Genomic DNA, 22,514 nt, shown 5'->3' with positions numbered 1-22,514 from the left:
CCTTGACCACCGAAGCCACCTTGACCACCGAAGCCGCCGCCTTGACCGCCACCAAAGCCACCGCCTTGACCGCCACCGAAGCCGCCGCCTTGACCACCACCGAAGCCACCTGTAGCACCACCTTGAGCAGGGAAGCCACCAGCACCTTGAGCACCAGCTGGACGTGGGTTACGTGCTGGAACGACTGTAGAAATCGCGTGTTTATAAACCATTTGACTTACAGTGTTTTTTAATAAAACAACATATTGATCGAAAGACTCAATATGCCCCTGCAATTTAATACCGTTCACAAGGAAAATAGAAACTGGAATACGTTCTTTACGGAGAGAATTTAAGAACGGATCTTGTAAAGTTTGACCTTTAGACATTTTTAACTCCAAAAAATTTTTAAATCAGCGCAAAAAAACTATCTTTATTTTTCAACTAAAAATTATAAAAAGACAGCCTGCGAATTTTGCTTTATCCAAAGAAGTTTCGCAAGTCTTCTTTCGCCTGCTTTATCGTCACGTAAGTTTTAAAATCGTGTATTTCTTGCAAAGAACGTAACCAAGTGTATTGACGTTTGGCCAGTTGCCGTGTTGCAAACAGCGCCTTGTTCTCCATTTCTACTTTATTTTCGAGACTTAAGTCACTTTTTAGTAAAAAATCTAAAGCTTGACGATAACCAACAGACCGCATAGACGGTAAATTATCATTTAAATCGTATTTTACAATTAGGCCCTCCACTTCATTTAAAAAACCGATTTCCCACATTTTGCTCAATCTTTGCTCAATGCGTTTATGTAATTCTAACCGATCAGGCATCAAAGCGTAGTTATGAAAAGTGTAACGGTAAGGTTGATTTTTAGGTTGTTCAGCCTGTAACTTTGTTATTGGCTCACCTGTAATTCGATATACTTCAAGTGCGCGAATAATTCTTTGCTTATCAGAGACTTTAAATTTTTGACCAGCGATTGGATCTACTGCAACCAATTCATCATAGACAGCCTGCCACCCTTCCTGCTCCGCTTTTTCCGTAATTGCATCACGAACATTTTGGTCAGCATTTGGTAAATTATCAGCAAGCCCCTCTAACAGTGCTTTGAAATATAACATTGTCCCACCAACGAGAACGGGAGTTTTCCCACGCTCATGCATATCATCAATCAAAGGACAAACATCCTCGACAAATTGTGCTGCAGAATACACTTCCAACGGCGTAATAATATCAATCAAATGATGTGGATAAAGTGCTTGTTCTTCTTTGGTCGGTTTCGCCGTACCAATATCCATATCTTTATAAACTAAGGCTGAATCAACAGAAATCAGTTCAAAATTACCACGCTCATAGAGTTCACATGCCAATGCAGTTTTACCACTTGCGGTAGGCCCCATTAAATTGATGACGGGCAATTGATTTGACATGTACAACTACTCTCCTCGAGCAAATAATTTATCTAATTGATGCAGTGGAAATGCACGCCAAGTCGGACGTCCATGATTACATTGGCTAGCAAATTCAGTTTGTTCCATTTGACGCAATAAAGCATTCATTTCAGAAAGGCTTAACTGCCGATGAGCACGCACAGCGCCATGACATGCCATACCAGCGAGTAATTCATCACGTTTTTGCAATAAACCTCTTGCTTCATCATTTGGATCAAGATCATTGAGCAATTCTGGAATCAATTTCTCAAAATCTGCTTTATGTAAAATGGCAGGCACACCACGTACGATCACTTGATCATCCCCATACTGATCGACTTCCAAACCGAGTCGTTGTAATTGGGGTTGTAAATCTTCGATGCGAGTGGCTTGCATACGCGTAATTGAAACAATTTTTGGAATCAATAATTGCTGCGATGTCCAAAATTCAGGTTTATCCCATGCTGACTTCATTTGTTGTAATAAGATGCGTTCGTGTGCTGCATGCATATCAACAATAATCAAGCCTTCGGTATTTTGCGCAAGAATATAAATGCCATGAAGTTGTGCTATTGCAATACCTAATGGAAATTCATCCACACGTGATGGAACCGTTTGATTACTTTCAACTTCCCCGTGATCAAAGGTGGTAGGAGTTTCTCCACCACGCAATGGCGCCAAATATGTTTTAAGCGCATTATTTAATTGTGCAGAACCATTATAACGAGGTTCTTGTGATCCAGAATTATAATTTACGGCTTGAGGACGACTTTGATTAAATTCAGTCAATAAATCAGTTGAAACAGCTACATGTTGATTGGCTGATGACTCTGCTTCAACCGCAGCACGATGTAAATTAAATTGTTCTTGGTATTTGGGCTGAGGCTGATAATCAAAGTTTTCTGTTGTACTTTCATCTGTTTTCATTGCCTGTGCTAAATCTGCACTAGCTGTTTGAAATTGCGATAAAGTTGATTTGGCATAATGACGCACAAATTCATGCACTTCACGTTGATTTAGAAAGCGAATTTCATGCTTGGTTGGATGTACATTGACATCAATATTTTCAGGATCTACTTCTAAAAACAACAAATAAGAAGAATGCTGATGACCATGCAAAATACCTTCATATGCCATACGCAGCGCATGTGAAATGGTTTTGTCTTTAACAATACGACCATTTACATAAACATATTGCAAATCTGCTTGTGCACGCGCATCAGAAGGATGCCCCAACCATCCAGATAAGCGCATATTGATACTTTCAGCATCAACCCAGTAGGCATTTTGAATAAATTGTTGACCGAGTAACTGTTGAACACGTTGGTAACGTAACTCACCACTATCAGCCACAGGTAGGTTTAAACGGATATTATCGTTGTGCTCAAGCACAAAACGAATATCGAAATGTGTTAAAGCCAAACGGCGAACAATTTCTTCAATATGGTTAAATTCTGTTGTTGGCTTTTTTAGAAATTTACGACGTGCAGGAACATTAAAAAATAAATCCTGAACACGAATATGTGTGCCTTTTTGTGCAGCAACTGCTTGAACTTGCTGATGATCGAAAGCGGTGCCATTGACTTCTACTTGATAACCCACGCCTTGTTCATCTTGACTGCTGGTCAAAGTTAAACGAGACACTGCAGCGATGGATGCCAATGCTTCCCCACGAAAGCCCAAGCTGACAATCGCATGTAAGTCTTCAGAAGTTTGAATTTTACTAGTCGCATGTCGCATCACTGCCAAAGGTAAATCTTCTGGGTGAATGCCATTACCATTATCAATGATTTCAATTAAAGTCGAACCGCCCTGAGCCACACGAATGATCAACTCAGTCGCACCAGCATCAATTGAGTTTTCTAACAATTCTTTTACGACGGATGACGGGCGTTCGATCACCTCACCCGCAGCAATTTGGTTGGCTAATGCGGCATTAAGGGTATGGATACGGCGAGTTGTACGATCTATTAAATCATGCGCCATGCAATTGTTCCTGCAACGTTTGAGACAGTGCTTGAGAATCTACAGTTAAAGTCACAAATCGAGTGAGCTCATCTTCTGACTTTTGAATGTCGATGACCACATCGGCTTTTGGAATTTCCTCACCGCCTTTGGATGGCCATTCAAATAAAAATAAAGCATCAGGTGTTTCCAAATAGTCACGAATTCCCATGAGCTCCAACTCATAAGGATCATCCAAACGATATAAATCGAAATGAAAAATGTCGCGACCATTAATATTATAAGGTTCAACCAAGGTATAAGTTGGACTTTTGACTGAGCCTTGATGACCTAAATTTTGCAGAAAATAGCGGGTAAATGTGGTTTTTCCAGCGCCCAAATCTCCAATTAAGTAAATAATGCCAGCATGCACATGCTGAGAGAGTACTTGTGCAAAACGCTGAGTGTCTTGTTCATGATTTAAAGTAAATTTCACTGAATACGACATGGCAAATAGAACAAAATTGGGATGGTCGTTATAATAACATTGCACTGCCACAAAGCCTAATCATGTGCTTTTAAACTGGCTTTTTTTACATCGTTTATACTGAGTCGAATGTACTGTATGTCATCTATTCTAGAATTTACCCCACCACTTATTAATGGCGTCAGTGCAAGCAAAGTCTTTTTACCAAGAGAAGTTATCGCAAATACGATTTTTGATTACCTCTGCCAACATTTCCCGCATATTCATGCAAGTGAATGGCAACAACGTTTTGATGATGGACTTATTTATGCTGCTGATGGCTCACAACTACAATTAAATAGTGCTTATACACCCAATACCCATATTTTTTATTATCGCTTTCTTGCACATGAAATTCATGTGCCTTTTCAACATGAAATATTATTTGAAAATGATGATCTGATCGTGGTCGATAAACCTCATTTTTTAACCATGAGTCCAACAGGACAATACGTTCAAGAAACGCTTTTGGTGCGATTAAAAAAACAAACAGGCTATACAGACTTAACTCCAATCCATCGCTTAGATAGAGAAACGGCAGGCATCGTATTATTCAGTAAAAGACCTGCCTCTCGAGGTGTTTATCAACAGTTATTTGCCGAACGAAAAGTACAAAAAACCTACCATGCTATTGCAGGTTATCGCTCTGAACTCACATTTCCACAAACAGTAAACTTGCATTTAGAAAAAGGACATCCTTTTTACACGATGCAAATTAATGATGAAAAGGAAAGTAATAGTGAAACTTATATTGAACTATTAGAGCATGATCAACAACTCGCGAAATACCTTTTAAAACCGAAAACTGGGAAGCAACATCAACTGCGTGTACACCTGAATTCACTTGGTATTCCTATACTTAATGACTCATTTTATCCAGCGATTCAGCATAGAGATGATGATGATTTTTCTACCCCACTCCAATTACTAGCAAAGGCAATTAATTTCATAGATCCCATCACAAACCAAGAAATGCAGTTCAGTTCTCACCACGAACTCACATTGCAAACACAACGTAATGACAAAAATTCTATATTTTCAGCTCAAAAATATTGAAATTACATTGCGATGGTTTAAAATACATGACGATAACTAAAAATATTTGGTCTTATTCTTCATGCGAAAAACAGAAGTTTATCAGGTTCGACTTGATTCTCAGGAAAAAAAACAAGCTTTTGCTGTCTTTAAACAACTAGGGATCTCCCCTGCTCAAGCCGTTCGTCTTTTCTTTAAGCAGGTGGTTCTGACAAAATCAATTCCTTTTGCAATTGAAAACCAAAATATAAATATGGAACAGTTGCTCAAATTGCGAAAATCTAAGAACGCCGCAAATGCTGAAAATCCATCTTCAATCGATGTTGAAGACGACCATGAAGATTTATTTGAAGAGTTGAATGCACTTTTAGGTGAAAGTGACAAAACTTAACAATGTTGCATTTATACACAAGTTTCTATTTTTTAAGCTGAATTTTTTCGCTATCCTGTCAGTCCAAATAAAATTATAAGTGTAAGGATGACTTAGGATGATTGTTAAAAGGGCAACTCAAGAAGATCTTCACCAACTTGCGACCTTATTTGATGAATACCGCCAATTCTATGGCGCATCTTCAAATATCAAACAATCTTATCAATTTTTAAAACATCGTTATGACAATAAAGACAGTGTTATTTTTATTCACGTAAAAGATGATGTCTTCACAGGTTTTGTACTTCTATATCTCGCATTCTCTTCAGTTGCATGTGAAACCTATTATGTCTTAGACGATGTTTATGTCACTCCTTTCTACAGACAACAAGGTTCAGCAAAACAATTAATTGATACTGCTATTCTTTTTGCTCGCCATGAAAATGCGCTTCGAATTAGTTTAGAAACTCAACGCAATAATCTTGAATCTCATCGCCTTTATGAGCAAATGGGTTTCATCCGCGATGACGAGTTCAACACCTTTCACTGCTTTTTAAAGTAAAGCGTCTTCTTTAGAAATATTTTGGCTCAGTAGCTTTTGAGCGGGTGTTAAATACATCCATTCACCTTCCTCTAAATCAGGAAGAATAAGTGAGCCAACTTGATTTCGATGAAGCTTTTCTACTTTATTTCCCACTGCTGCCAACATCCGCTTTACTTGATGATAAACACCTTGATGAATAGTCATAGACAACTGATATTCTGAAAATAGCTCAACACCAGTTGCTGCAAACACTCCTTTTTCATTACGTAACTCTACGCCCTGCTCTAATTGTTCTCTCTGCTCTTTAGAAACTGGATCTGCTGTAGTCACATGATAGACCTTAGGTACATGTTTACGCGGATGTGTTAAAGCTTGAAGATATTGGCCATCATCCGTTAAAAGTAGCAACCCTGTTGTATCCTGATCCAAACGACCTACGCATTGAATACCACGATGAATCAAAATCTCGGGAAATAAGCTAAAAACACTCTTATGATGTGTTGCTTGATGCGAACATTCATAACCACTCGGTTTATTTAAAACAATATAAACGTGTTCTCTGAATTGATATTGCTCACCAAATACCTGAAAACTGAGTTGATCCGTACTAAAGTTCTGTTTTGGATTATCACAGATATGCTGTTCAACCATTACAGAACCATTTTTGATCAGTTGCTGGCAATATTTTCTCGAACCAAAACCTTGAGACTGTAAAATTTTTTCCAGCAACATATGAAGAACCTAAATCAAACTTAATTTATTGTACTCGATTCACTTTAGTTTCGTTGCCTGCTTTCTATTCATTCTTTTTTATAATTTCTTCACAATCTCTTCACTTGTAATAGAACACATACAAAAGCATCGTCAAACTATCTCATTCCAGATATTGCACTCCATATTTTCATTAAAAAGTATTGTTACATTTGCATCAAGTTAAAAAGAATGCTGTCCAGAACAATGGATAAGGAGTTTCACAATGAAATCGAATATTTGGTTATGTGGTGCAATTTTAGCAACTGCCTCAATGATGAATGTTGCCCATGCTGATAATTCTACACGCGTTGCAGCGACTTCAGCTTTAGGTAGTGTGGTTGGTACAGCAATTGGTCAGCAGCTTGGCGGTCAAACAGGCGCTATGCTTGGTTCTGCAATTGGTGGTGCCGGTGGTGCAGCCGCATCAAGTAATAAACGCGATCGTACTGAAGCAGCCATCGGTGGTGGTTTAGGTGGTGTAGGCGGATATACCGTTGGTCGTAACATGGGTGGCACAAATGGTGGTTATATTGGTTCTGCAATTGGTGCTGCTGGTGGAGCTGCATTAGGTCAAAAAGTTGGTCAAGATCGTGATGCTGATCGTCGTTATAATGATCGTTATGACCGTCGCTATGATAATCGTCGTTCTTACGATGATCGTCGCTACTATAATTCGAACTCTCGTCATAAATACCGTCATGACATTGGCTTGCACCGCGGTTGGTATAAAAACCGTTAATCTGTTTTTCTCAAAGCACCTGCGGGTGCTTTTTTTATTACTTCAAAATAAATATCGATAAATAACGATATACAAAATCTCGGACATATCGTATTATTGCGATATAAAGTATTGAGTATTTATTATGAAATCACTGCAAGATTTAAAGTTCTCTATTTTAGAATTAGCTCCCGTTAGAGATGACAAAAGTATCGAGTTTTCTCTAAGACATGCACTTGAATTAGCGCAACATGCTGAAAAACTAGGTTATGAGCGCTTTTGGTTAGCAGAACATCATAATATGGATGGTATTGCCAGTTCGGCTACAGCAGTTTTATTAGGCTTTATCGCTGCACATACTCAAAATATTCGCTTAGGTTCGGGCGGCATTATGCTACCTAATCATGCTCCACTCGTTGTTGCAGAACAGTTTGGAACTTTAGCAACACTTTACCCCAATCGATTTGAACTTGGTTTGGGTCGCGCTCCTGGAACAGATCCGTTAACAATGAGAGCCTTACGTCGAGGGAGACAAGAAACAGAAGACCAATTCCCTCAAGACGTTATGGAGATTTTGCAGTATTTTAAAGCACCTCAAGCAAACCAAAGAATCATTGCTACGCCTGGGCAAAATACTCATGTTCCAGTTTGGTTATTGGGTTCTAGTCTGTTTAGTGCACAACTCGCAGCTAAACTAGGATTACCTTACGCATTTGCATCACATTTCGCGCCTAGGATGCTAGGTCAAGCGATTCAACTATATCGCGATAATTTCCAAGCCTCTGAATATCTAGATAAACCTTATGTTTCAATGGGTATCCCCTCTGTTGTAGCTAAAACTGATGAAGAAGCTCAATATCTAGCGACCAGTTCGTATCAACGTATTTTAAATTTAATTCGTGGTCATAGTTTAAAGTTAAAACCACCTATTGAATCGACTGAGGGTTTAGCAACAAGTGCTGAACAAATGGCGATTCAAAACTTCTATGCAATGGCTCAAATTGGATCACAACAAACAGTCAAAACAGGTCTAGAAAAGATCGCTGCGCAATACGATGTTGATGAATTTATCTTTACTTGTGATATTTACGATACGGATAAGCGCTTAGAAAACTTTAGCTTACTAATGGATATTAAAAATACATAAACTCAAATAATGAATAAGGCTTATTGATCAATAATAAGCCTTATTCATAACAAAACTAACTGTCTTCATTTAAATAGCCTGCGTAAGCATTTGTTTTGCACGTTGCATATTGACAGCTTGACTAAACAAATACCCCTGTCCCATAGTACATCCAGAACTTTTTAATAATTCTAATTGTTCTGTATTTTCAATTCCTTCTGCCACAATATCTAAAGACAGTTTTGGTCCTAAAGCTACGATTGCCTGCACAATCGCTAAAATAGCTTCATCTTGATTCATTCTTCGAATGAAATCACAATCAATTTTTAAGCAATCTACAGGATAATCTCTCAATCTTGTTAAAGAAGAATGCCCTGTTCCAAAATCATCCAGTGCGATACGTACACCATGTTGTTTTAATAGGTTTAACGCTCTAACAACATAGTCTGAACCACGATCATCCAATATATGCTCTGTAATTTCGATCTCAATTAAATGATGTGGAATCTTATATAAATTTAATCTGTGCAATAAACGTTCAGCATAATTGTCTTTTAGAAACTCTACTGGTGCTGCATTAATCGAAACAGGCACGATCTCAAGCCCTTGCTCCATCCAAATAGACATATCTTTAAAGACTTTATTTTGGATTGCATCACTGATTTTTGTAGCGAGTGCATAATCTTGAAACGCTTGTTCGACATTACTTGGAGAATGCACTTGATGATCTGAAGTTTGCCATCTAAGTAATGCTTCAAAACCAACGACTTTGCCATCACTCAAACGAACTTTAGGCTGATAAAATGGAATAATCAGATCATCTCGAATAATATGACGGGCTTCATTCAATTGAATTGCGATGTTTTGAGCTGCGATCTGCATATGTTGATTAAACATTCTAAAACCGCCGCGCCCTGTCGCTTTTAAATCATTTAAAGCTGTATCGGCACATTTCATCAAATTAACAGAGTCTTTAGAGTCTCGTGGGTAAATTGCACAACCAATACTCATACTGCCATTAATTAGATTTCCCGCATAAGTAATAGGTGCATCCAACTGTTTACCAACCTCAATCGCAATACGCTCAAGCTCGCTTTCTGAATCAATACCATTTACAACGATAGCAAATTCATCCCCACCTAAACGCGCGACAAAAGTATTATCAGGGAGAATATTTTCAATACGTTTGGATAAAACGCGCAATAAATGATCACCAGCTGCATGGCCCAATGTGTCATTGACGTGTTTGAAGTAATCCAAATCCAACAACATCAAGCCCATTAATTTTTTATTGGCTTTATGCTTATGTAATGAACGTTTAAGTTGTAATTTAAAAAAACGTCGATTGTATAAGCCCGTTAACTCGTCTAACTCGCTAGCTATACGCAAACGCATCTCAGTTTCTCTTTGTGCTGTTACATCACGCGACATACACAATACACATTCCGTTTGGCCTTGATCATTTAAAATCGGTGTGAGTAAATTATCCCAATATTGTATTTTTTGCCCATTTTCACTCATACCACGGAAACGAGCAGTTTTACCTTGCAATGCAATTTTTAGTGCTCGAGTTGCTTTTGTTCGAATTTCTGATGGTAAAAGTTCGATCCATTTCATCCCAAAAGTATGATGACTTTCGGGAATATTCAACGCAGCGCAACCTGACTTATTGACATGTAATAAAGATCCATCCGCTTCTAACAGTTTTATACAGTCAACACTGGTATCCAACATATTAGTTTGGGCATGAATATATTTTACGAGATTTTGTTGAAATTGTTTTGTCTCATGAATATCAACACTATTCACAAACCAATAACCAGCTTCATCTGAGCATTGTTCTACAAATTTTGCAGAAACTAAAAACCAGCGATACGCGCCAGTGTGATGTTTGAGTCGACATTCAACCTGAATTTGAGATTTTAATGGTAGGGCTTGAGACCACTCACTTTGGAACACATCTAAATCATCGAGATGAATCAACTCCATCCATTCTTTTACAAGAGATTCAGATTCATGAAAACCAAGATATTCCTGACTAATCTTATTAAAGAAATATGCGTCGCCTTGCTCTGTAAGTAACCAGACTAAGCTTGGAATACTATTGAAGACTTTTTGTTGAGTTTCATTCATTTGATGAATAAATTGTAAAGATGAAGCTAGATTCATATGTTGCTCATTCAACTCCGCAAGTTTAGGTTCCTGATGGAATGCCCCCACTGAAAAGACGACGAGCCAGAAATATTATTTATATACTGGCAATTTCACAACAAGATTTAAATCACCATTATTATATCAAAATGTGATCTATTTATCATTATTTATAGAATTATTACAAGCAATTAAAATCACTTAATTTTTCCAATTAAATTTCAAATAATTATAAAATTTTAATATCTCATTCGATGATGAATGCTAAGTTTTATAACGAATCATTTACGTATTCAACACAAACAAAAAACGCTAACCAAGTTATCAAACTTGATTAGCGTATTATTCATTAACCTATACGACGTTTTAAGCCAGTCATTTGCAGCACACGAGTTGAGATTTCCTCGATCGACATTTCAGTAACATTCAAGTATTTAATGCCTTCAGAAATATAAATTCCCTCAATTGCTCGCAATTCCATTTGACATTGACTAAAACTTGCATAACGGCTATTTGCCTTACGCTCATTGCGGATTGCAACTAAACGTTCTGCATCAATCATCAGACCAAAGAGTTTATGTTTATGCTCTTTCAAAACTTTAGGTAGACGGTTGTCATCTAAGTCTTCTTCCGTCAAAGGATAGTTTGCTACACGAATTCCGAATTGCAATGACAGATAAATAGAAGTTGGAGTTTTACCTGAACGAGACACACCAATTAAAATAATATCAGCTTTATCATAATGACGTGTTCTAGCACCATCATCGTTATCTAATGCAAAATGAACCGCATCAATACGCGCTTTATAATATTCTGAATCGGTTACCGCATGGGTTTGCCCAACCAAAGTTGTTGGCGGAATTCCAAGTTCTTGTTCAAGCTTACTAATTAATCCCTCGAAGACATCCAAATTTACGGCTTTAGCTGTATTAATAATTTCACGAACATGAGGATCAACCAAAGTATCAAAAACAAGTGGCAAAGAGCCATCACGATTTTGACAAGTATTAATCTCCGCAACGACGTTCATTGCAGCTTCTTCAGTTGTAATATACGGCATGATATGAATATCAAAATCAACGTTCGGAAACTGTGCAAGTAGTGAATGTCCAAGGGTTTCTGCTGTAATTGCTGTCCCATCTGAAATAAAGAATACGCTCCGTTTAATTTGTTTACTTTCGGGCATCAAAATTCTCCTTAAACATTTGTCTTAGTGCTCTATAATCTTTATAGTAAACTCATCTAACATGACTGTCGCTTAGTAAAACACTAATTCTAAGCACTTTCGTATAATTTCATACCAATGATGGTCATTCATACTGCAAAAAAAGTGGAGTAAATACTTTGGAAGCGCGCGTAATCGGTCTGGAAAAATTAGGAAAACACGATGTCGAACTCGTAGGTGGGAAAAACTCATCTTTGGGTGAAATGATCAGCCATTTATCCAATGCTGGTGTATCGGTACCAGGCGGCTTTGCAACTACTGCTGCTGCCTATCGTGAGTTCTTGGATCAGAGCGGTTTAAACGCTCGCATTCAGGCTGAACTTGCACAACTTAACGTAGATGATGTTATTGCACTTGCTGAAACAGGTGCCAAAATCCGTAAATGGATTGTAGATACGCCGCTTACTAACGCATTAGAAAAAGAAATTCGCGAGGCTTTCGCAGCACTTTCAAACGGCAACCCAGACATTGCTGTTGCAGTACGCTCTTCAGCAACTGCTGAAGATTTACCTGATGCTTCTTTCGCAGGACAACAAGAAACTTTCTTGAATATTCGTGGTATTGATAACATTCTTATCGCGATCAAAGAAGTATTTGCATCTTTATATAATGACCGCGCAATTGCTTATCGTGTACACCAAGGTTTTGAACACAGTGTTGTTGCTCTTTCTGCCGGCGTACAACGTATGGTTCGTTCAGAAACTGGTGCTGCTGGTGTAATGTTTACACTTGATACAGAATCTGGTTTCCGTGATGTGGTATTTATTACGGCATCTTACGGTTTGGGTGAAATGGTTGTACAAGGTGCAGTTAACCCTGACGAATTCTATTTATCAAAACCACTTTTAAATGGTGGTAAACACGCTGTTTTACGTCGCAACCTTGGCTCTAAACACCAAAAAATGATTTATGGTGAAGAAGGTGCTGCTGGTAAATCAGTTGTTGTTGTTGATGTTGAAAAACCTGAACGTCAACAATTTGCATTAAACGACCATGAATTACATGAACTCGCAAAACAAGCGCTGATTATCGAACAACACTATGGCTCACCGATGGATATCGAATGGGCAAAAGATGGTGATGATGGCCAAATCTATATCGTTCAAGCACGTCCAGAAACAGTAAAAAGCCGTCAAAATGTTGGCACAATGGAACGTTACCTGTTAAAGCAACGCGGTACGGTTATTTGTGAAGGTCGTTCAATCGGTCAACGTATCGGTTCTGGCAAAGTACGTGTTGTAACTTCTATTAAAGAAATGGATAAAGTACAAGACGGTGATGTACTTGTATCTGACATGACTGACCCAGACTGGGAACCAGTAATGAAACGCGCAGCTGCGATTGTAACTAACCGCGGTGGTCGTACATGTCACGCAGCGATTATCGCGCGTGAACTTGGTGTACCTGCAATCGTTGGTTGTGGTAACGCAACAGAAGTATTGACTGATGGTCAAGAAGTGACTGTTTCTTGTGCTGAAGGTGATACAGGCTTTATCTATGAAGGCGCGTTAGACTTCGAAGTTCAACGTAACTCTATTCACTCAATGCCTCAACTACCGTTCAAAATCATGATGAACGTTGGTAACCCTGACCGCGCATTTGACTTTGCTCAAATTCCAAATGAAGGGATTGGCCTTGCCCGTCTTGAATTCATTATTAATCGTATGATTGGCGTGCATCCAAAAGCGTTGTTGAATATCGAAAGTCTTCCTCGTGAAACTCGTGCTGCTGTAATGACACGTACTGCTGGATATTCTTCACCAATCGAATTCTATGTAGAAAAATTGGTTGAAGGTATTTCAACTCTAGCTGCAGCTTTTGCTGAAAAACCAGTCATTGTTCGTATGTCTGATTTCAAATCAAATGAATATGCGAACTTAATCGGCGGTAAGCTTTACGAACCAGAAGAAGAAAACCCAATGTTGGGCTTCCGTGGTGCGAGTCGTTATGTTTCTGATAACTTCCGTGATTGCTTTGAACTTGAATGCCGTGCGTTGAAAAAAGTACGTGATGAAATGGGCTTAACCAATGTCCAAATCATGATTCCATTCGTTCGTACTGTTTCTGAAGCAAAACGTGTTATCGAATTGCTTGCTCAAAATGGTTTAAAACGTGGTGAAAACGGATTAAAAGTTATTATGATGTGTGAATTACCAACCAATGCTTTATTGGCTGAACAATTCCTTGAACATTTTGATGGCTTCTCAATCGGTTCAAATGACTTAACACAATTAACACTTGGTCTAGACCGTGACTCTGGTATCGTTTCTCACTTATTCGATGAACGTGATGCAGCAGTAAAAGCCCTCCTTTCGATGGCAATTCATGCTTGCCGTAAAGCTGGAAAATATGTGGGCATCTGTGGTCAAGGTCCATCTGATCACCCTGACCTTGCAAAATGGCTCATGGAACAAGGTATTGAATCTGTGTCACTTAACCCTGATTCAGTACTTGATACTTGGTTCTTCCTTGCAGAAGAGCAAATCAAGAAAGCCTAGTCTTTTTTAAAAAAAGACCCTTTCGTGGGGTCTTTTTTCATCTTTAGTCTTTGAGATTTTTAAATTATGCAAATTTACTTGGCTCGTAACAATCAACAAGCTGGACCTTATAGTTTAGAACAAGTGAACCAAATGCTTTCTAGCCAACAAGTCTTACTCACTGACTTAGTTTGGCATGAAGGTATGACTGAATGGAAAACACTTGGCGAATTAACTCAAGGAAAACTTGTATACGAACCTGTAGGTTATTCACCTTTCAGTACCCAAATAAAAAATGAAACTGAGAATACTGCTTTTAATATTAAAGTTGAGCAGAAAGTACCTGTGCCTGTGTTAGCTTCTTTTGCATCTAGAGCTTTAGCTAAAGTTTTAGATCTTATGCTTTGGTTACCTATGCTTGCAATTCCATCTTTCTTTTTCAATGAAAGCCAGTACAAAGAATTATTCGACATTCAAAAACAATTGCAAGCGACTGAAGTTGCATCAACTAAAGCAGTCGAACTACAGCAACAAGTCATACACTTGATTCCAAATGAAGCATGGATGAGTATGTTTGCTTATTTGATTATCATGCTTATGATTCAAGCTTTCTTTATTGCGAAATCAGGTCAAAGTATTGGCAAAAAACTAGCAAAAATTAAGATTGTTGATATTGAGACTTCTACTCCTGTTTCTGTGATTCGTGCTTTCTGGCTGAGAAGCGTTTTATTCATTATTTTAAATATGTTGTTTATGCCTTTTATCACGATTATCGATTATGCATTGGGCTTTAGTAAAAATCGTCAAACATTGCACGATAAATTGGCAAAAACCAAAGTGATTAAGCAGTAATCACAAATTCATAAAAAAAGAGGATTTATTCCTCTTTTTTTATATATTAAATTGATATCTATAGAAAAAAACAAGAGTTACATGACAATCCCTACAATATAAATCGGGTTTTAAAACAAGTATTTCAAGGTACTTTATGAGTAGCTTACTTTTTCAATATGAGGCATAATGCCCAACAACGTAGCGGTGTCGCATGATTGCTAAGCATTTCACAAAAAATTCTTATCAATCATGCGACACTTTAATCGCTATCCCATAATTTAATTAGGGAATGGGACTCTTCACCGAGGTTGTAAAATGAGACAAACGATTTTAGCTGTATTGTCTTTATCAACGATGGCTGCACTCTTGACTGGGTGTGGCGGTGATATGGTACTTCTAAACAATAAAGGTCCAGTTGGTCAAGGTCAAAGTAACCTGATGATGACTGCGATCTATTTAATGCTATTGGTGGTAATTCCATCAATCGTAATGGCATTATGGTTTGGTTGGAAATATCGCGCATCGAATAAAGATGCAGACTATAAACCTACTTGGGCACACTCTACGACAATTGAGATCGTTGTTTGGGGTGTTCCTGTCATTATTATTGGTATTTTAGCTTGGTTAACTTGGTGGGGTTCCCACAAGTACGACCCTTACCGTCCGTTAGAATCAGATAAAGCACCATTGACTATTCAAGCTGTCGCTGAACAGTTCAAGTGGATTTTTATCTATCCTGAGCAAAATATTGCAACGGTAAACGAAGTACGCTTCCCAGAACAAACACCAGTAAGCTTTAAGATCACTTCTAACTTTACGATGAACTCGTTCTTCATTCCACAGTTAGGCGGTCAGATCTACGCAATGGCGGGTATGCAAACTCACCTTCACCTATTAGCTGATGAACCAGGTGTATTCCGTGGTTTCTCTGCAAACTATTCAGGTTACGGTTTCTCTCAAATGCGCTTTAAAGCTCATAGTGTGACTGAACCAGAATTTGCACAATGGGTTGAAGCAGTTAAGGCTGGTAATGGCACAAGTATCAATCCTGAAGCAATTCAGAAAGGAACACTTGACCAAGCTGAATTAGCGACACTTAAAGACGGTGATCGTTCTAAACACCAGATTGAGATTTTAGTAAATCGTGCTAAAGCTGCTGGTGATGAAGAAGCTCTTGCTAAAGCCGAAGCTATGAAACCGTTCCCGAACAAGCCACATCCAGTGACTTATTACTCTTCAGTTGAACCAAAATTGTTTGAAACAATTATCAACCACTATATGAGTAACTATCACGGTGCTGATCACTCTGCTGGCCATGCAATGGCAGAAACTCATGCTGCAGCTGAACATGCTGCTCAAGGGGAATAAGACATGGATATGATTTTTGGCAAACTAGGTTGGGACTCTATCCCAACAGAGCCGATTGTACTCGTTACCATGGTCATGATGGCTCTTGGTGGAATTGCAGTGCTAGGCGGTATCACCTATTTTAAAAAATGGGGATATTTGTGGAATGAGTGGTTTACATCTGTAGACCATAAAAAGATCGGTATCATGTATATCATCGTTTCTGTTGTCATGCTTTTGCGTGGTTTCGCAGATGCGATCATGATGCGTCTACAACTTTTCCTCGCGAAAGGCGGCGGCGAAGGTTATCTACATCCTGACCACTACGACCAGATCTTCACCGCGCACGGTGTCATCATGATCTTCTTCGTGGCTATGGGTCTCGTTGTAGGTATGATGAACATTTCTGTTCCATTACAGATCGGTGCTCGTGACGTAGCATTCCCATTATTAAACTCTTTAAGCTTCTGGTTATTCGCAGGTGCTGCTGGCTTAATGATGGTTTCACTTGTATTAGGTGAATTCGCTGCAACAGGTTGGATGGCTTACCCTCCTCTTTCTGGTATTCAGTATTCTCCTGGTGTTGGTGTTGACTACTATATCTGGGCACTACAGGTTTCTGGTCTAGGTACGCTTTTATCTGGTGTTAACTTCTTTGTTACCATCATCAAAATGCGTGCACCTGGCATGAAATTGATGGATATGCCTATTTTCACGTGGACTTCACTTTGTACGGCTGTATTAATCATTGCATCATTCCCTGTATTAACAGGTACACTTGCAATGCTTACTTTAGACCGTTACTTCGGCTTCCATTTCTTCACAAATGAGCTTGGCGGTAGCCCAATGCTTTACGTGAACTTGATCTGGACATGGGGTCACCCAGAAGTATATATCTTAGTATTACCAGCATTTGGTCTTTACTCAGAAATCGTTGCAACCTTCTCTCGTAAAGCGTTGTTCGGTTATAAGTCTATGGTGTATGCAACTATCGCGATTACTGTACTTGCGTTCGTTGTATGGCTTCACCACTTCTTTACTATGGGTGCTGGTGCGAACGTGAACGCGTTCTTCGGTATCATGACCATGGTTATTGCGATTCCTACAGGTGTGAAAATCTTCTCTTGGTTATTCACTATGTATAAGGGTCGTATCACGTATACAACACCTATGCTTTGGACACTTGGCTTCCTTGTGACTTTTGGTATCGGTGGTTTAACTGGTGTACTTATGGCTGTTCCACCTGCGGACTTCCTTGTACACAACTCATTATTCTTGATCGCTCACTTCCATAACGTAATTATCGGTGGTGTGGTGTTCGGTATGTTTGCCGGCATCATCTTCTACTGGCCGAAAATGTTTGGTTGGAAGCTCAACGAAGCATGGGGTAAAGCTGCATTCTGGTTCTGGTTCATCGGTTTCTATTTTGCATTCATGCCACTTTATATCCTTGGTTTCATGGGTATGACTCGTCGTTTGAATACATATGACAACCCTGAGTGGGACCCATACTTAGCAATTGCGTTGTTTGGTGCTGTTCTTATCGCTATTGGTATTGCATGTTTCTTAATGCAAATCATCGTTGGTTTCTTACAACGTAAGGACAACATGGACCATACTGGCGATCCATGGGATAGCCGTACCCTTGAATGGGCGACTTCGTCTCCTGCTCCATTCTATAACTTTGCGCATGTACCAGATGCTAGCGGTGTTGACCGTTTCTGGACTGACAAAGAAAATGGTGTAGCATACGCGCGTAACACTAAATATGAAGATATCCACATGCCGACTGATCGTGCTGCGGGCTTCGTCATTGCAATGTTCATTACTGTTCTTGGTTTTGCATTAATTTGGCATATTTGGTGGCTTGTCGTTGTTTCATTCGTTGCTGCTGTAGTTAGCTTGATCGTAAGCTCATTCACTAAGAATGTTGATTACTACGTTCCTGCTGCTGAAGTTGAGCGCATTGAGAATGAACGCTACGCGTTACTTGAAAAACACTTGAAGAAGGACTAAGGAAATGGCTGAAGTACTTCATCACGACAACCACGGCCATGATGGTCATCATGAACATGATGATACTGACTTAACGGTCTTTGGTTTCTGGACATACTTGATGAGTGACTTGATTCTTTTCGGATCACTCTTCATCGCATTTGCTGTATTAAGCAGTCATATTCCACCGGGCACACCAAGTCCAAAAGAATTATTTGGCGAGTCATTAGGTTTTGTACTTACTGAAACTTTTGCCTTATTGATTTCTTCGGTTACTTTTGGTTTTGCTGTACTTGCATCTTATAAAAAGAATGTAAATCAAGTAATCACTTGGTTATTCATTACATTCCTTTTCGGTGCATCGTTCATTGGTATGGAAGTCTATGAGTTCCATCACCTTGTACACGCAGGTCATGGTCCAACTCACAGTGCATTCTTATCATCGTTCTTTACTTTGGTTGGTACACACGGTATCCACGTAACTTCTGGTTTAGTGTGGATGTTGGTATTGATGTATCAAATCAAAAAGAATGGTTTGACATTACCGAATACACGTCGTCTTGCTTGCTTAAGCTTGTTCTGGCACTTCCTTGACATCGTTTGGATCTGTGTATTCAGCGTCGTTTACTTACTGGGAGTTGTCTAATGAGTAGTCATGACCATAATGCTGCAGGTGCATCACACGGTAACTTCAAGCAATACACTGTTGGATTTATCCTATCTGTTATCCTCACCATCATCCCTTTCGGGATGGTGATGGCTGGCGGTTTCAGTCGTGGCATTTTAGTTACAGTAATTGCAATCACTGCTGTTGCTCAGGTTCTTGTACAACTTGTGTACTTCTTACACATGAATACATCGTCTGAACAACGTTGGAATCTTATTGCATTTATCTACACAATCTTATGTATCGCTGTACTCTTAGTCGGCTCTGTGTGGATTATGAATTACTTACACTACAACATGATGATCTAAACTGATTGTCATGTGGAAAAAGTATTTATTCCTGACTAAACCAGGAATTCTCTTCGGTAATTTTATTACCACCTTGGGCGGCTTCTTCTTAGCCGCCCAAGGCTCTATAGACTGCCTCTTATTATTACTTACACTGATTGGAACAACTTTTGTAGTTGCCTCTGGTTGTGTCGTAAATAATGTAATTGATCAAGATATCGATCAAAAAATGCAACGCACCATGAACCGTGCACTTGTTAAAAAAACGATTTCCCCTACTGTTGCGATGTTTTATGCATTGGTCTTAGGTGTCATTGGATTTAGCATTCTTTGGTTCTATGTGAATGCTTATGCTTTTTTATTCGCTGTGATTGGTTTTGTTGTCTATGTCGGTTTTTATAGTTTGTGGACAAAACGTACTACAATCCATCAAACCGTCATTGGTAGTATTTCTGGAGCGAGTCCTCCTGTTATTGGTTATACGGCTGTAACGCATCAGTTCGATATGGCGGCCTTGTTGATTTTTGTTGCATATGCTTTATGGCAAATGCCACATTCTTGGGCGATCGCGATTTATCGTTTTGATGACTACAAAAATGCAGGTGTACCAATTTTACCCGTAGCACGTTCTATTCTTAGAACAAAAATTGAATCACTAATTTATGTGGTTTTATTTACACTTGCTATGAATGCACTATATTTTTATGGATATACCAATATTATTTTCTTGGTGATCTGTAACTTATTATGCGCATATTGGTTCTATATTGGTGTTTTAGGATTTAAAGCTGAAAATGATCAGCTTTGGGCAAAGCGCTTTTTCTTATTTTCAGTAATTTTAATTACTGTGATCAGTTTGAGTTTTAGCTTTACTTTCAAAAGTCCTGCACCTATGTTCCCTCTTTTCTAAAAAAGATAGAGGATATCTCTATCTTTTTATTCTCTGCTTCTATTGTTATCATTTTGCTGAATAATTAATTAATATTTATCACCATAATGAATCTACATAAAAATCTAATCTCAAAAGTTATCATTTATTCGTGCTTTTCATTCATTGCTTATCATAGCCATATTGCATATGCAGGTGCGGATATCACTTGTGAACCTGATTTCGCTATGAATAGCAATGAATATCAATCTTGCAGCAATTTACCCATTCTCTACCCAGCCAATGATAATCAAACTAATATGTTGTTATTGCTCAGCGATTCAGGCTTAGCAACGATTGCACCATTATCCGCTGATCCAAATTTATGGGATGCTTTTTATGGCTCAGTTCCATTTGAAGCCTCTTCTTTCCCTTATGTTGTCAGTAATAAAATTCCAAATCAAAGAAAACAACTTGATAGTGACGATACGTTTTTTGATGAACGCTGTGCAACATTGAGTTCAGGTAAACAAGTTTTTAATTCCCAAGTAAAAAAACAAAAATTAATTCCTGAAAATGAAAAACAAATTCTGATTCAAGCGAGAGAAAAAGTAGATCAATGTGGTGACAAAATTGAGCTAATTGCGGTAGACCCAAATTGGTCTGTAACCACTAGGCAATATGCATCCTATCTCAATGCCAGCATTTTATTTTATAAAGCAAATTATGTAGCAGCTACTAAAATATATACCGTTCTCGCGACCGTTGAAGATACTTGGTTAAAAGAAACTTCGCAATATATGCTCATTCGTACATCGCTTAATGCCGCTTATGCAACTGGCATGAATCAATACGGCGACGTAAATTTAGACAAAATTAACGCCCCTCTCATAAAAGCCTTTTTAGATCACATTAGCACCTATTTAAAGACCTATCCAAATGGGCAATATGTCGCGAGTGCTCGTGGTTTTATGCGTCGTGGTTTTTGGCTTGCTGGACGACAAGATTTACTGATTAATGAAATTGTATGGCAAATCCAAAATCCAAAATCAAAGTTTTACAATCTGACGGTCAATCAACTCCCTGCTGAAGTTAACCGCCGTATTTTTGAAAGCCGGAATTTCGATCCCAAACAGCTCAAAGATCCATTCTTTTTGGCAACCTATGATCTCATGTATATGAGGAAATCATCCTCTGATCAATATCGTCCAATTTCATGGACACAATTGAATGCTCAAAAGCCTTACTTCAAAGATCAGCAGGAATTGTTTCAATATTTACAGGCGACGCATCTATTCTTTATTCAAAATAAAGCCAAAGAAGCGCTTAGTTATCTTCCACAAGAAAGTTATACCGCTAAAAACTATTTGCAACTCAGTCAGATTTTTTTGAGAGGTCAAATTTTAGAAAAAACTGGGCAAAAGAATACTGCTGAGGCGTACTGGGGACAATTACTTGCACATGCAAAAGATAACTATCAAAAATCGCTGTTTGAAACCGCTCTCTCAAATCACCTAAATGCAAAACAAGACTATTCTGCATTTATTGGTAAAACTGCAAAAATTAGCCAAGCAAATCTTCAAAGAAACTTTATTACTCTAGTTGCTGACGCAAAAAGCTTACAAGCGATTATCCAGTCAGATAAAAGTACGATTGATCAAAAACAAGCAGCAACTTTTACCCTATTAAGTAAAAGTTTAATCCACCAAGACTATGCATTATTCAAACAAACTTATGCTTACATGCCAAAAAATGCAGATCAATACCAAGGTTATAACAGCCCAAACGAACAATTAAAAAGCAAGCCTGAATTTGCAGAATTTATATGGAATGGAACAACAATTACGCCTCAACTCAAATGTAATCGTCTTGAAACGCTAATTACACAACTCATTTCCTCACCCAAAGATCCATTATTAAATGTATGTTTAGGTGAATATATTCGGAGTGAACAAGGATATTCATTACAGCAACTTACTTACGCCGAAAAGCAACATTCAAGTTTTTCTGGACAGATTTTTTCTCGTGGGCAAGTGTATAAAGACATTATCAAGTCTTCATCAAAAGGTGACTTGCAAGCTTATGCTCTTTATCGTGCTGTACAGTGTTATGCACCAAGCGGAATAAATGATTGCAATGATGCTGAAGTGAGTTCAATAACACGAAAAAATTGGTTTGATCGGATTAAAAAAGAGTATCCAAATACGTCGTGGGCAAAATCACTGAAGTATTATTGGTAAATC

At 38.5% G+C, this 22,514-nt stretch carries 19 protein-coding genes and 1 pseudogene; 13 read left to right on the top strand and 7 right to left on the bottom strand.

Features of this window, described 5'->3' with window-relative positions; genetic code table 11:
• From hfq to tsaE, 4 genes and pseudogenes are all read right to left on the bottom strand, one after another.
• A pseudogene (gene hfq, locus F959_RS07170) lies at positions 1-368 on the bottom strand (RNA chaperone Hfq); the annotation flags it as partial.
• Between the two features lie 91 nt (positions 369-459).
• Positions 460-1,404 (bottom strand): tRNA (adenosine(37)-N6)-dimethylallyltransferase MiaA, encoded by a 945-nt coding sequence (miaA, locus tag F959_RS07165; protein WP_004878671.1) that lies wholly within the window; start codon positions 1,402-1,404, stop codon positions 460-462.
• Positions 1,405-1,410: 6 nt separating this feature from the next.
• A complete protein-coding gene (gene mutL, locus F959_RS07160) occupies positions 1,411-3,390 on the bottom strand; it encodes a DNA mismatch repair endonuclease MutL (protein ID WP_004878670.1) in 1,980 nt (659 codons plus the stop codon).
• The gene (gene tsaE / locus F959_RS07155) at positions 3,380-3,856 is read right to left on the bottom strand and encodes a tRNA (adenosine(37)-N6)-threonylcarbamoyltransferase complex ATPase subunit type 1 TsaE (RefSeq protein WP_004878669.1); all 477 of its coding nucleotides are present in this window, start codon (positions 3,854-3,856) and stop codon (positions 3,380-3,382) included. The genes mutL and tsaE overlap by 11 nt, the downstream gene beginning before the upstream one ends.
• A 117-nt stretch (positions 3,857-3,973) precedes the next feature.
• Here tsaE and F959_RS07150 point away from each other — a divergent pair, with 117 nt between their 5' ends.
• From F959_RS07150 to F959_RS07140, 3 genes are all read left to right on the top strand, one after another.
• Entirely contained in the window at positions 3,974-4,930 is a 957-nt protein-coding gene (locus F959_RS07150) for a pseudouridine synthase (protein ID WP_004878668.1), read from the top strand.
• 61 nt (positions 4,931-4,991) lie between these two features.
• Complete coding sequence (locus F959_RS07145) at positions 4,992-5,300, top strand: type II toxin-antitoxin system RelB/DinJ family antitoxin (RefSeq protein ID WP_004878666.1); 309 nt, start codon at positions 4,992-4,994, stop codon at positions 5,298-5,300.
• Between the two features lie 97 nt (positions 5,301-5,397).
• Positions 5,398-5,841, top strand: a complete 444-nt coding sequence (locus F959_RS07140) for a GNAT family N-acetyltransferase (protein WP_004878665.1) — start codon at positions 5,398-5,400, stop codon at positions 5,839-5,841.
• Here the strand turns inward: F959_RS07140 and F959_RS07135 are convergent.
• Positions 5,833-6,555 carry a pseudouridine synthase gene (locus F959_RS07135; protein WP_004878662.1) on the bottom strand — a complete coding sequence of 241 codons (723 nt, stop codon included), beginning with the start codon at positions 6,553-6,555 and terminating at the stop codon, positions 5,833-5,835. The two genes, F959_RS07140 and F959_RS07135, sit on opposite strands and share 9 nt — an antisense overlap.
• Positions 6,556-6,799: 244 nt before the next feature.
• Between F959_RS07135 and F959_RS07130 the strand changes: the two genes are divergently transcribed.
• Entirely contained in the window at positions 6,800-7,315 is a 516-nt protein-coding gene (locus F959_RS07130; RefSeq protein ID WP_004878660.1) for a hypothetical protein, read from the top strand.
• 124 nt (positions 7,316-7,439) lie between these two features.
• The gene (locus F959_RS07125) at positions 7,440-8,441 is read left to right on the top strand and encodes an LLM class flavin-dependent oxidoreductase (RefSeq protein ID WP_004878658.1); all 1,002 of its coding nucleotides are present in this window, start codon (positions 7,440-7,442) and stop codon (positions 8,439-8,441) included.
• A 69-nt stretch (positions 8,442-8,510) separates the two neighbouring features.
• Here F959_RS07125 and F959_RS07120 read toward each other — a convergent pair whose 3' ends face one another.
• On the bottom strand, positions 8,511-10,589 hold the full coding sequence (locus tag F959_RS07120; RefSeq protein ID WP_004878656.1) for a sensor domain-containing protein: 2,079 nt from the start codon (positions 10,587-10,589) through the stop codon (positions 8,511-8,513).
• 331 nt (positions 10,590-10,920) lie between these two features.
• Positions 10,921-11,757, bottom strand: a complete 837-nt coding sequence (ppsR, locus tag F959_RS07115; RefSeq protein ID WP_004878655.1) for a posphoenolpyruvate synthetase regulatory kinase/phosphorylase PpsR — start codon at positions 11,755-11,757, stop codon at positions 10,921-10,923.
• 158 nt (positions 11,758-11,915) lie between these two features.
• Here ppsR and ppsA point away from each other — a divergent pair, with 158 nt between their 5' ends.
• The 8 genes from ppsA to F959_RS07075 all read left to right on the top strand — a co-directional run bounded on the left by ppsA (position 11,916) and on the right by F959_RS07075 (position 22,511).
• Positions 11,916-14,294, top strand: a complete 2,379-nt coding sequence (gene ppsA / locus F959_RS07110; protein WP_004878653.1) for a phosphoenolpyruvate synthase — start codon at positions 11,916-11,918, stop codon at positions 14,292-14,294.
• A gap of 66 nt (positions 14,295-14,360) precedes the next feature.
• Positions 14,361-15,125 carry an RDD family protein gene (locus F959_RS07105; RefSeq protein WP_004878652.1) on the top strand — a complete coding sequence of 255 codons (765 nt, stop codon included), beginning with the start codon at positions 14,361-14,363 and terminating at the stop codon, positions 15,123-15,125.
• Positions 15,126-15,422: 297 nt separating this feature from the next.
• On the top strand, positions 15,423-16,475 hold the full coding sequence (gene cyoA, locus F959_RS07100) for a ubiquinol oxidase subunit II (RefSeq protein ID WP_004878650.1): 1,053 nt from the start codon (positions 15,423-15,425) through the stop codon (positions 16,473-16,475).
• A gap of 3 nt (positions 16,476-16,478) precedes the next feature.
• Positions 16,479-18,470, top strand: coding sequence for a cytochrome o ubiquinol oxidase subunit I (gene cyoB / locus F959_RS07095; RefSeq protein ID WP_004878648.1), 1,992 nt, complete (start codon positions 16,479-16,481; stop codon positions 18,468-18,470).
• 4 nt (positions 18,471-18,474) lie between these two features.
• Positions 18,475-19,095, top strand: a complete 621-nt coding sequence (gene cyoC / locus F959_RS07090; protein WP_004878646.1) for a cytochrome o ubiquinol oxidase subunit III — start codon at positions 18,475-18,477, stop codon at positions 19,093-19,095.
• Positions 19,095-19,424, top strand: a complete 330-nt coding sequence (locus F959_RS07085) for a cytochrome o ubiquinol oxidase subunit IV (protein ID WP_004878644.1) — start codon at positions 19,095-19,097, stop codon at positions 19,422-19,424. The genes cyoC and F959_RS07085 overlap by 1 nt, the downstream gene beginning before the upstream one ends.
• 10 nt (positions 19,425-19,434) lie before the next feature.
• On the top strand, positions 19,435-20,313 hold the full coding sequence (cyoE, locus tag F959_RS07080; RefSeq protein WP_004878642.1) for a heme o synthase: 879 nt from the start codon (positions 19,435-19,437) through the stop codon (positions 20,311-20,313).
• 86 nt (positions 20,314-20,399) lie between these two features.
• On the top strand, positions 20,400-22,511 hold the full coding sequence (locus F959_RS07075) for a PA5441 family protein (protein ID WP_004878640.1): 2,112 nt from the start codon (positions 20,400-20,402) through the stop codon (positions 22,509-22,511).
• Positions 22,512-22,514: the final 3 nt, after the last annotated feature.

The organism is Acinetobacter venetianus RAG-1 = CIP 110063 (genome assembly GCF_000368585.1).
GTDB classification, from domain to species: Bacteria; Pseudomonadota; Gammaproteobacteria; order Pseudomonadales; family Moraxellaceae; genus Acinetobacter; species Acinetobacter venetianus.
This window is presented reverse-complemented; position numbering and strand designations above follow the sequence as displayed.

What these genes read in the sequence shown, in the direction of transcription:
- F959_RS07130 (WP_004878660.1), top strand. Translation starts at nt 6,800, where the DNA reads ATGAAATCGAATATTTGGTTATGTGGTGCAATTTTAGCAACTGCCTCA.
- F959_RS07150 (WP_004878668.1), top strand. Translation starts at nt 3,974, where the DNA reads ATGTCATCTATTCTAGAATTTACCCCACCACTTATTAATGGCGTCAGT.
- F959_RS07105 (WP_004878652.1), top strand. Translation starts at nt 14,361, where the DNA reads ATGCAAATTTACTTGGCTCGTAACAATCAACAAGCTGGACCTTATAGT.
- mutL (WP_004878670.1), bottom strand. Translation starts at nt 3,390, where the DNA reads ATGGCGCATGATTTAATAGATCGTACAACTCGCCGTATCCATACCCTT.
- F959_RS07075 (WP_004878640.1), top strand. Translation starts at nt 20,400, where the DNA reads ATGAATCTACATAAAAATCTAATCTCAAAAGTTATCATTTATTCGTGC.
- cyoA (WP_004878650.1), top strand. Translation starts at nt 15,423, where the DNA reads ATGAGACAAACGATTTTAGCTGTATTGTCTTTATCAACGATGGCTGCA.
- ppsR (WP_004878655.1), bottom strand. Translation starts at nt 11,757, where the DNA reads ATGCCCGAAAGTAAACAAATTAAACGGAGCGTATTCTTTATTTCAGAT.
- F959_RS07140 (WP_004878665.1), top strand. Translation starts at nt 5,398, where the DNA reads ATGATTGTTAAAAGGGCAACTCAAGAAGATCTTCACCAACTTGCGACC.
- F959_RS07145 (WP_004878666.1), top strand. Translation starts at nt 4,992, where the DNA reads ATGCGAAAAACAGAAGTTTATCAGGTTCGACTTGATTCTCAGGAAAAA.
- F959_RS07125 (WP_004878658.1), top strand. Translation starts at nt 7,440, where the DNA reads ATGAAATCACTGCAAGATTTAAAGTTCTCTATTTTAGAATTAGCTCCC.
- tsaE (WP_004878669.1), bottom strand. Translation starts at nt 3,856, where the DNA reads ATGTCGTATTCAGTGAAATTTACTTTAAATCATGAACAAGACACTCAG.
- cyoE (WP_004878642.1), top strand. Translation starts at nt 19,435, where the DNA reads ATGTGGAAAAAGTATTTATTCCTGACTAAACCAGGAATTCTCTTCGGT.
- cyoC (WP_004878646.1), top strand. Translation starts at nt 18,475, where the DNA reads ATGGCTGAAGTACTTCATCACGACAACCACGGCCATGATGGTCATCAT.
- cyoB (WP_004878648.1), top strand. Translation starts at nt 16,479, where the DNA reads ATGGATATGATTTTTGGCAAACTAGGTTGGGACTCTATCCCAACAGAG.
- F959_RS07085 (WP_004878644.1), top strand. Translation starts at nt 19,095, where the DNA reads ATGAGTAGTCATGACCATAATGCTGCAGGTGCATCACACGGTAACTTC.
- F959_RS07135 (WP_004878662.1), bottom strand. Translation starts at nt 6,555, where the DNA reads ATGTTGCTGGAAAAAATTTTACAGTCTCAAGGTTTTGGTTCGAGAAAA.
- miaA (WP_004878671.1), bottom strand. Translation starts at nt 1,404, where the DNA reads ATGTCAAATCAATTGCCCGTCATCAATTTAATGGGGCCTACCGCAAGT.
- F959_RS07120 (WP_004878656.1), bottom strand. Translation starts at nt 10,589, where the DNA reads ATGAATCTAGCTTCATCTTTACAATTTATTCATCAAATGAATGAAACT.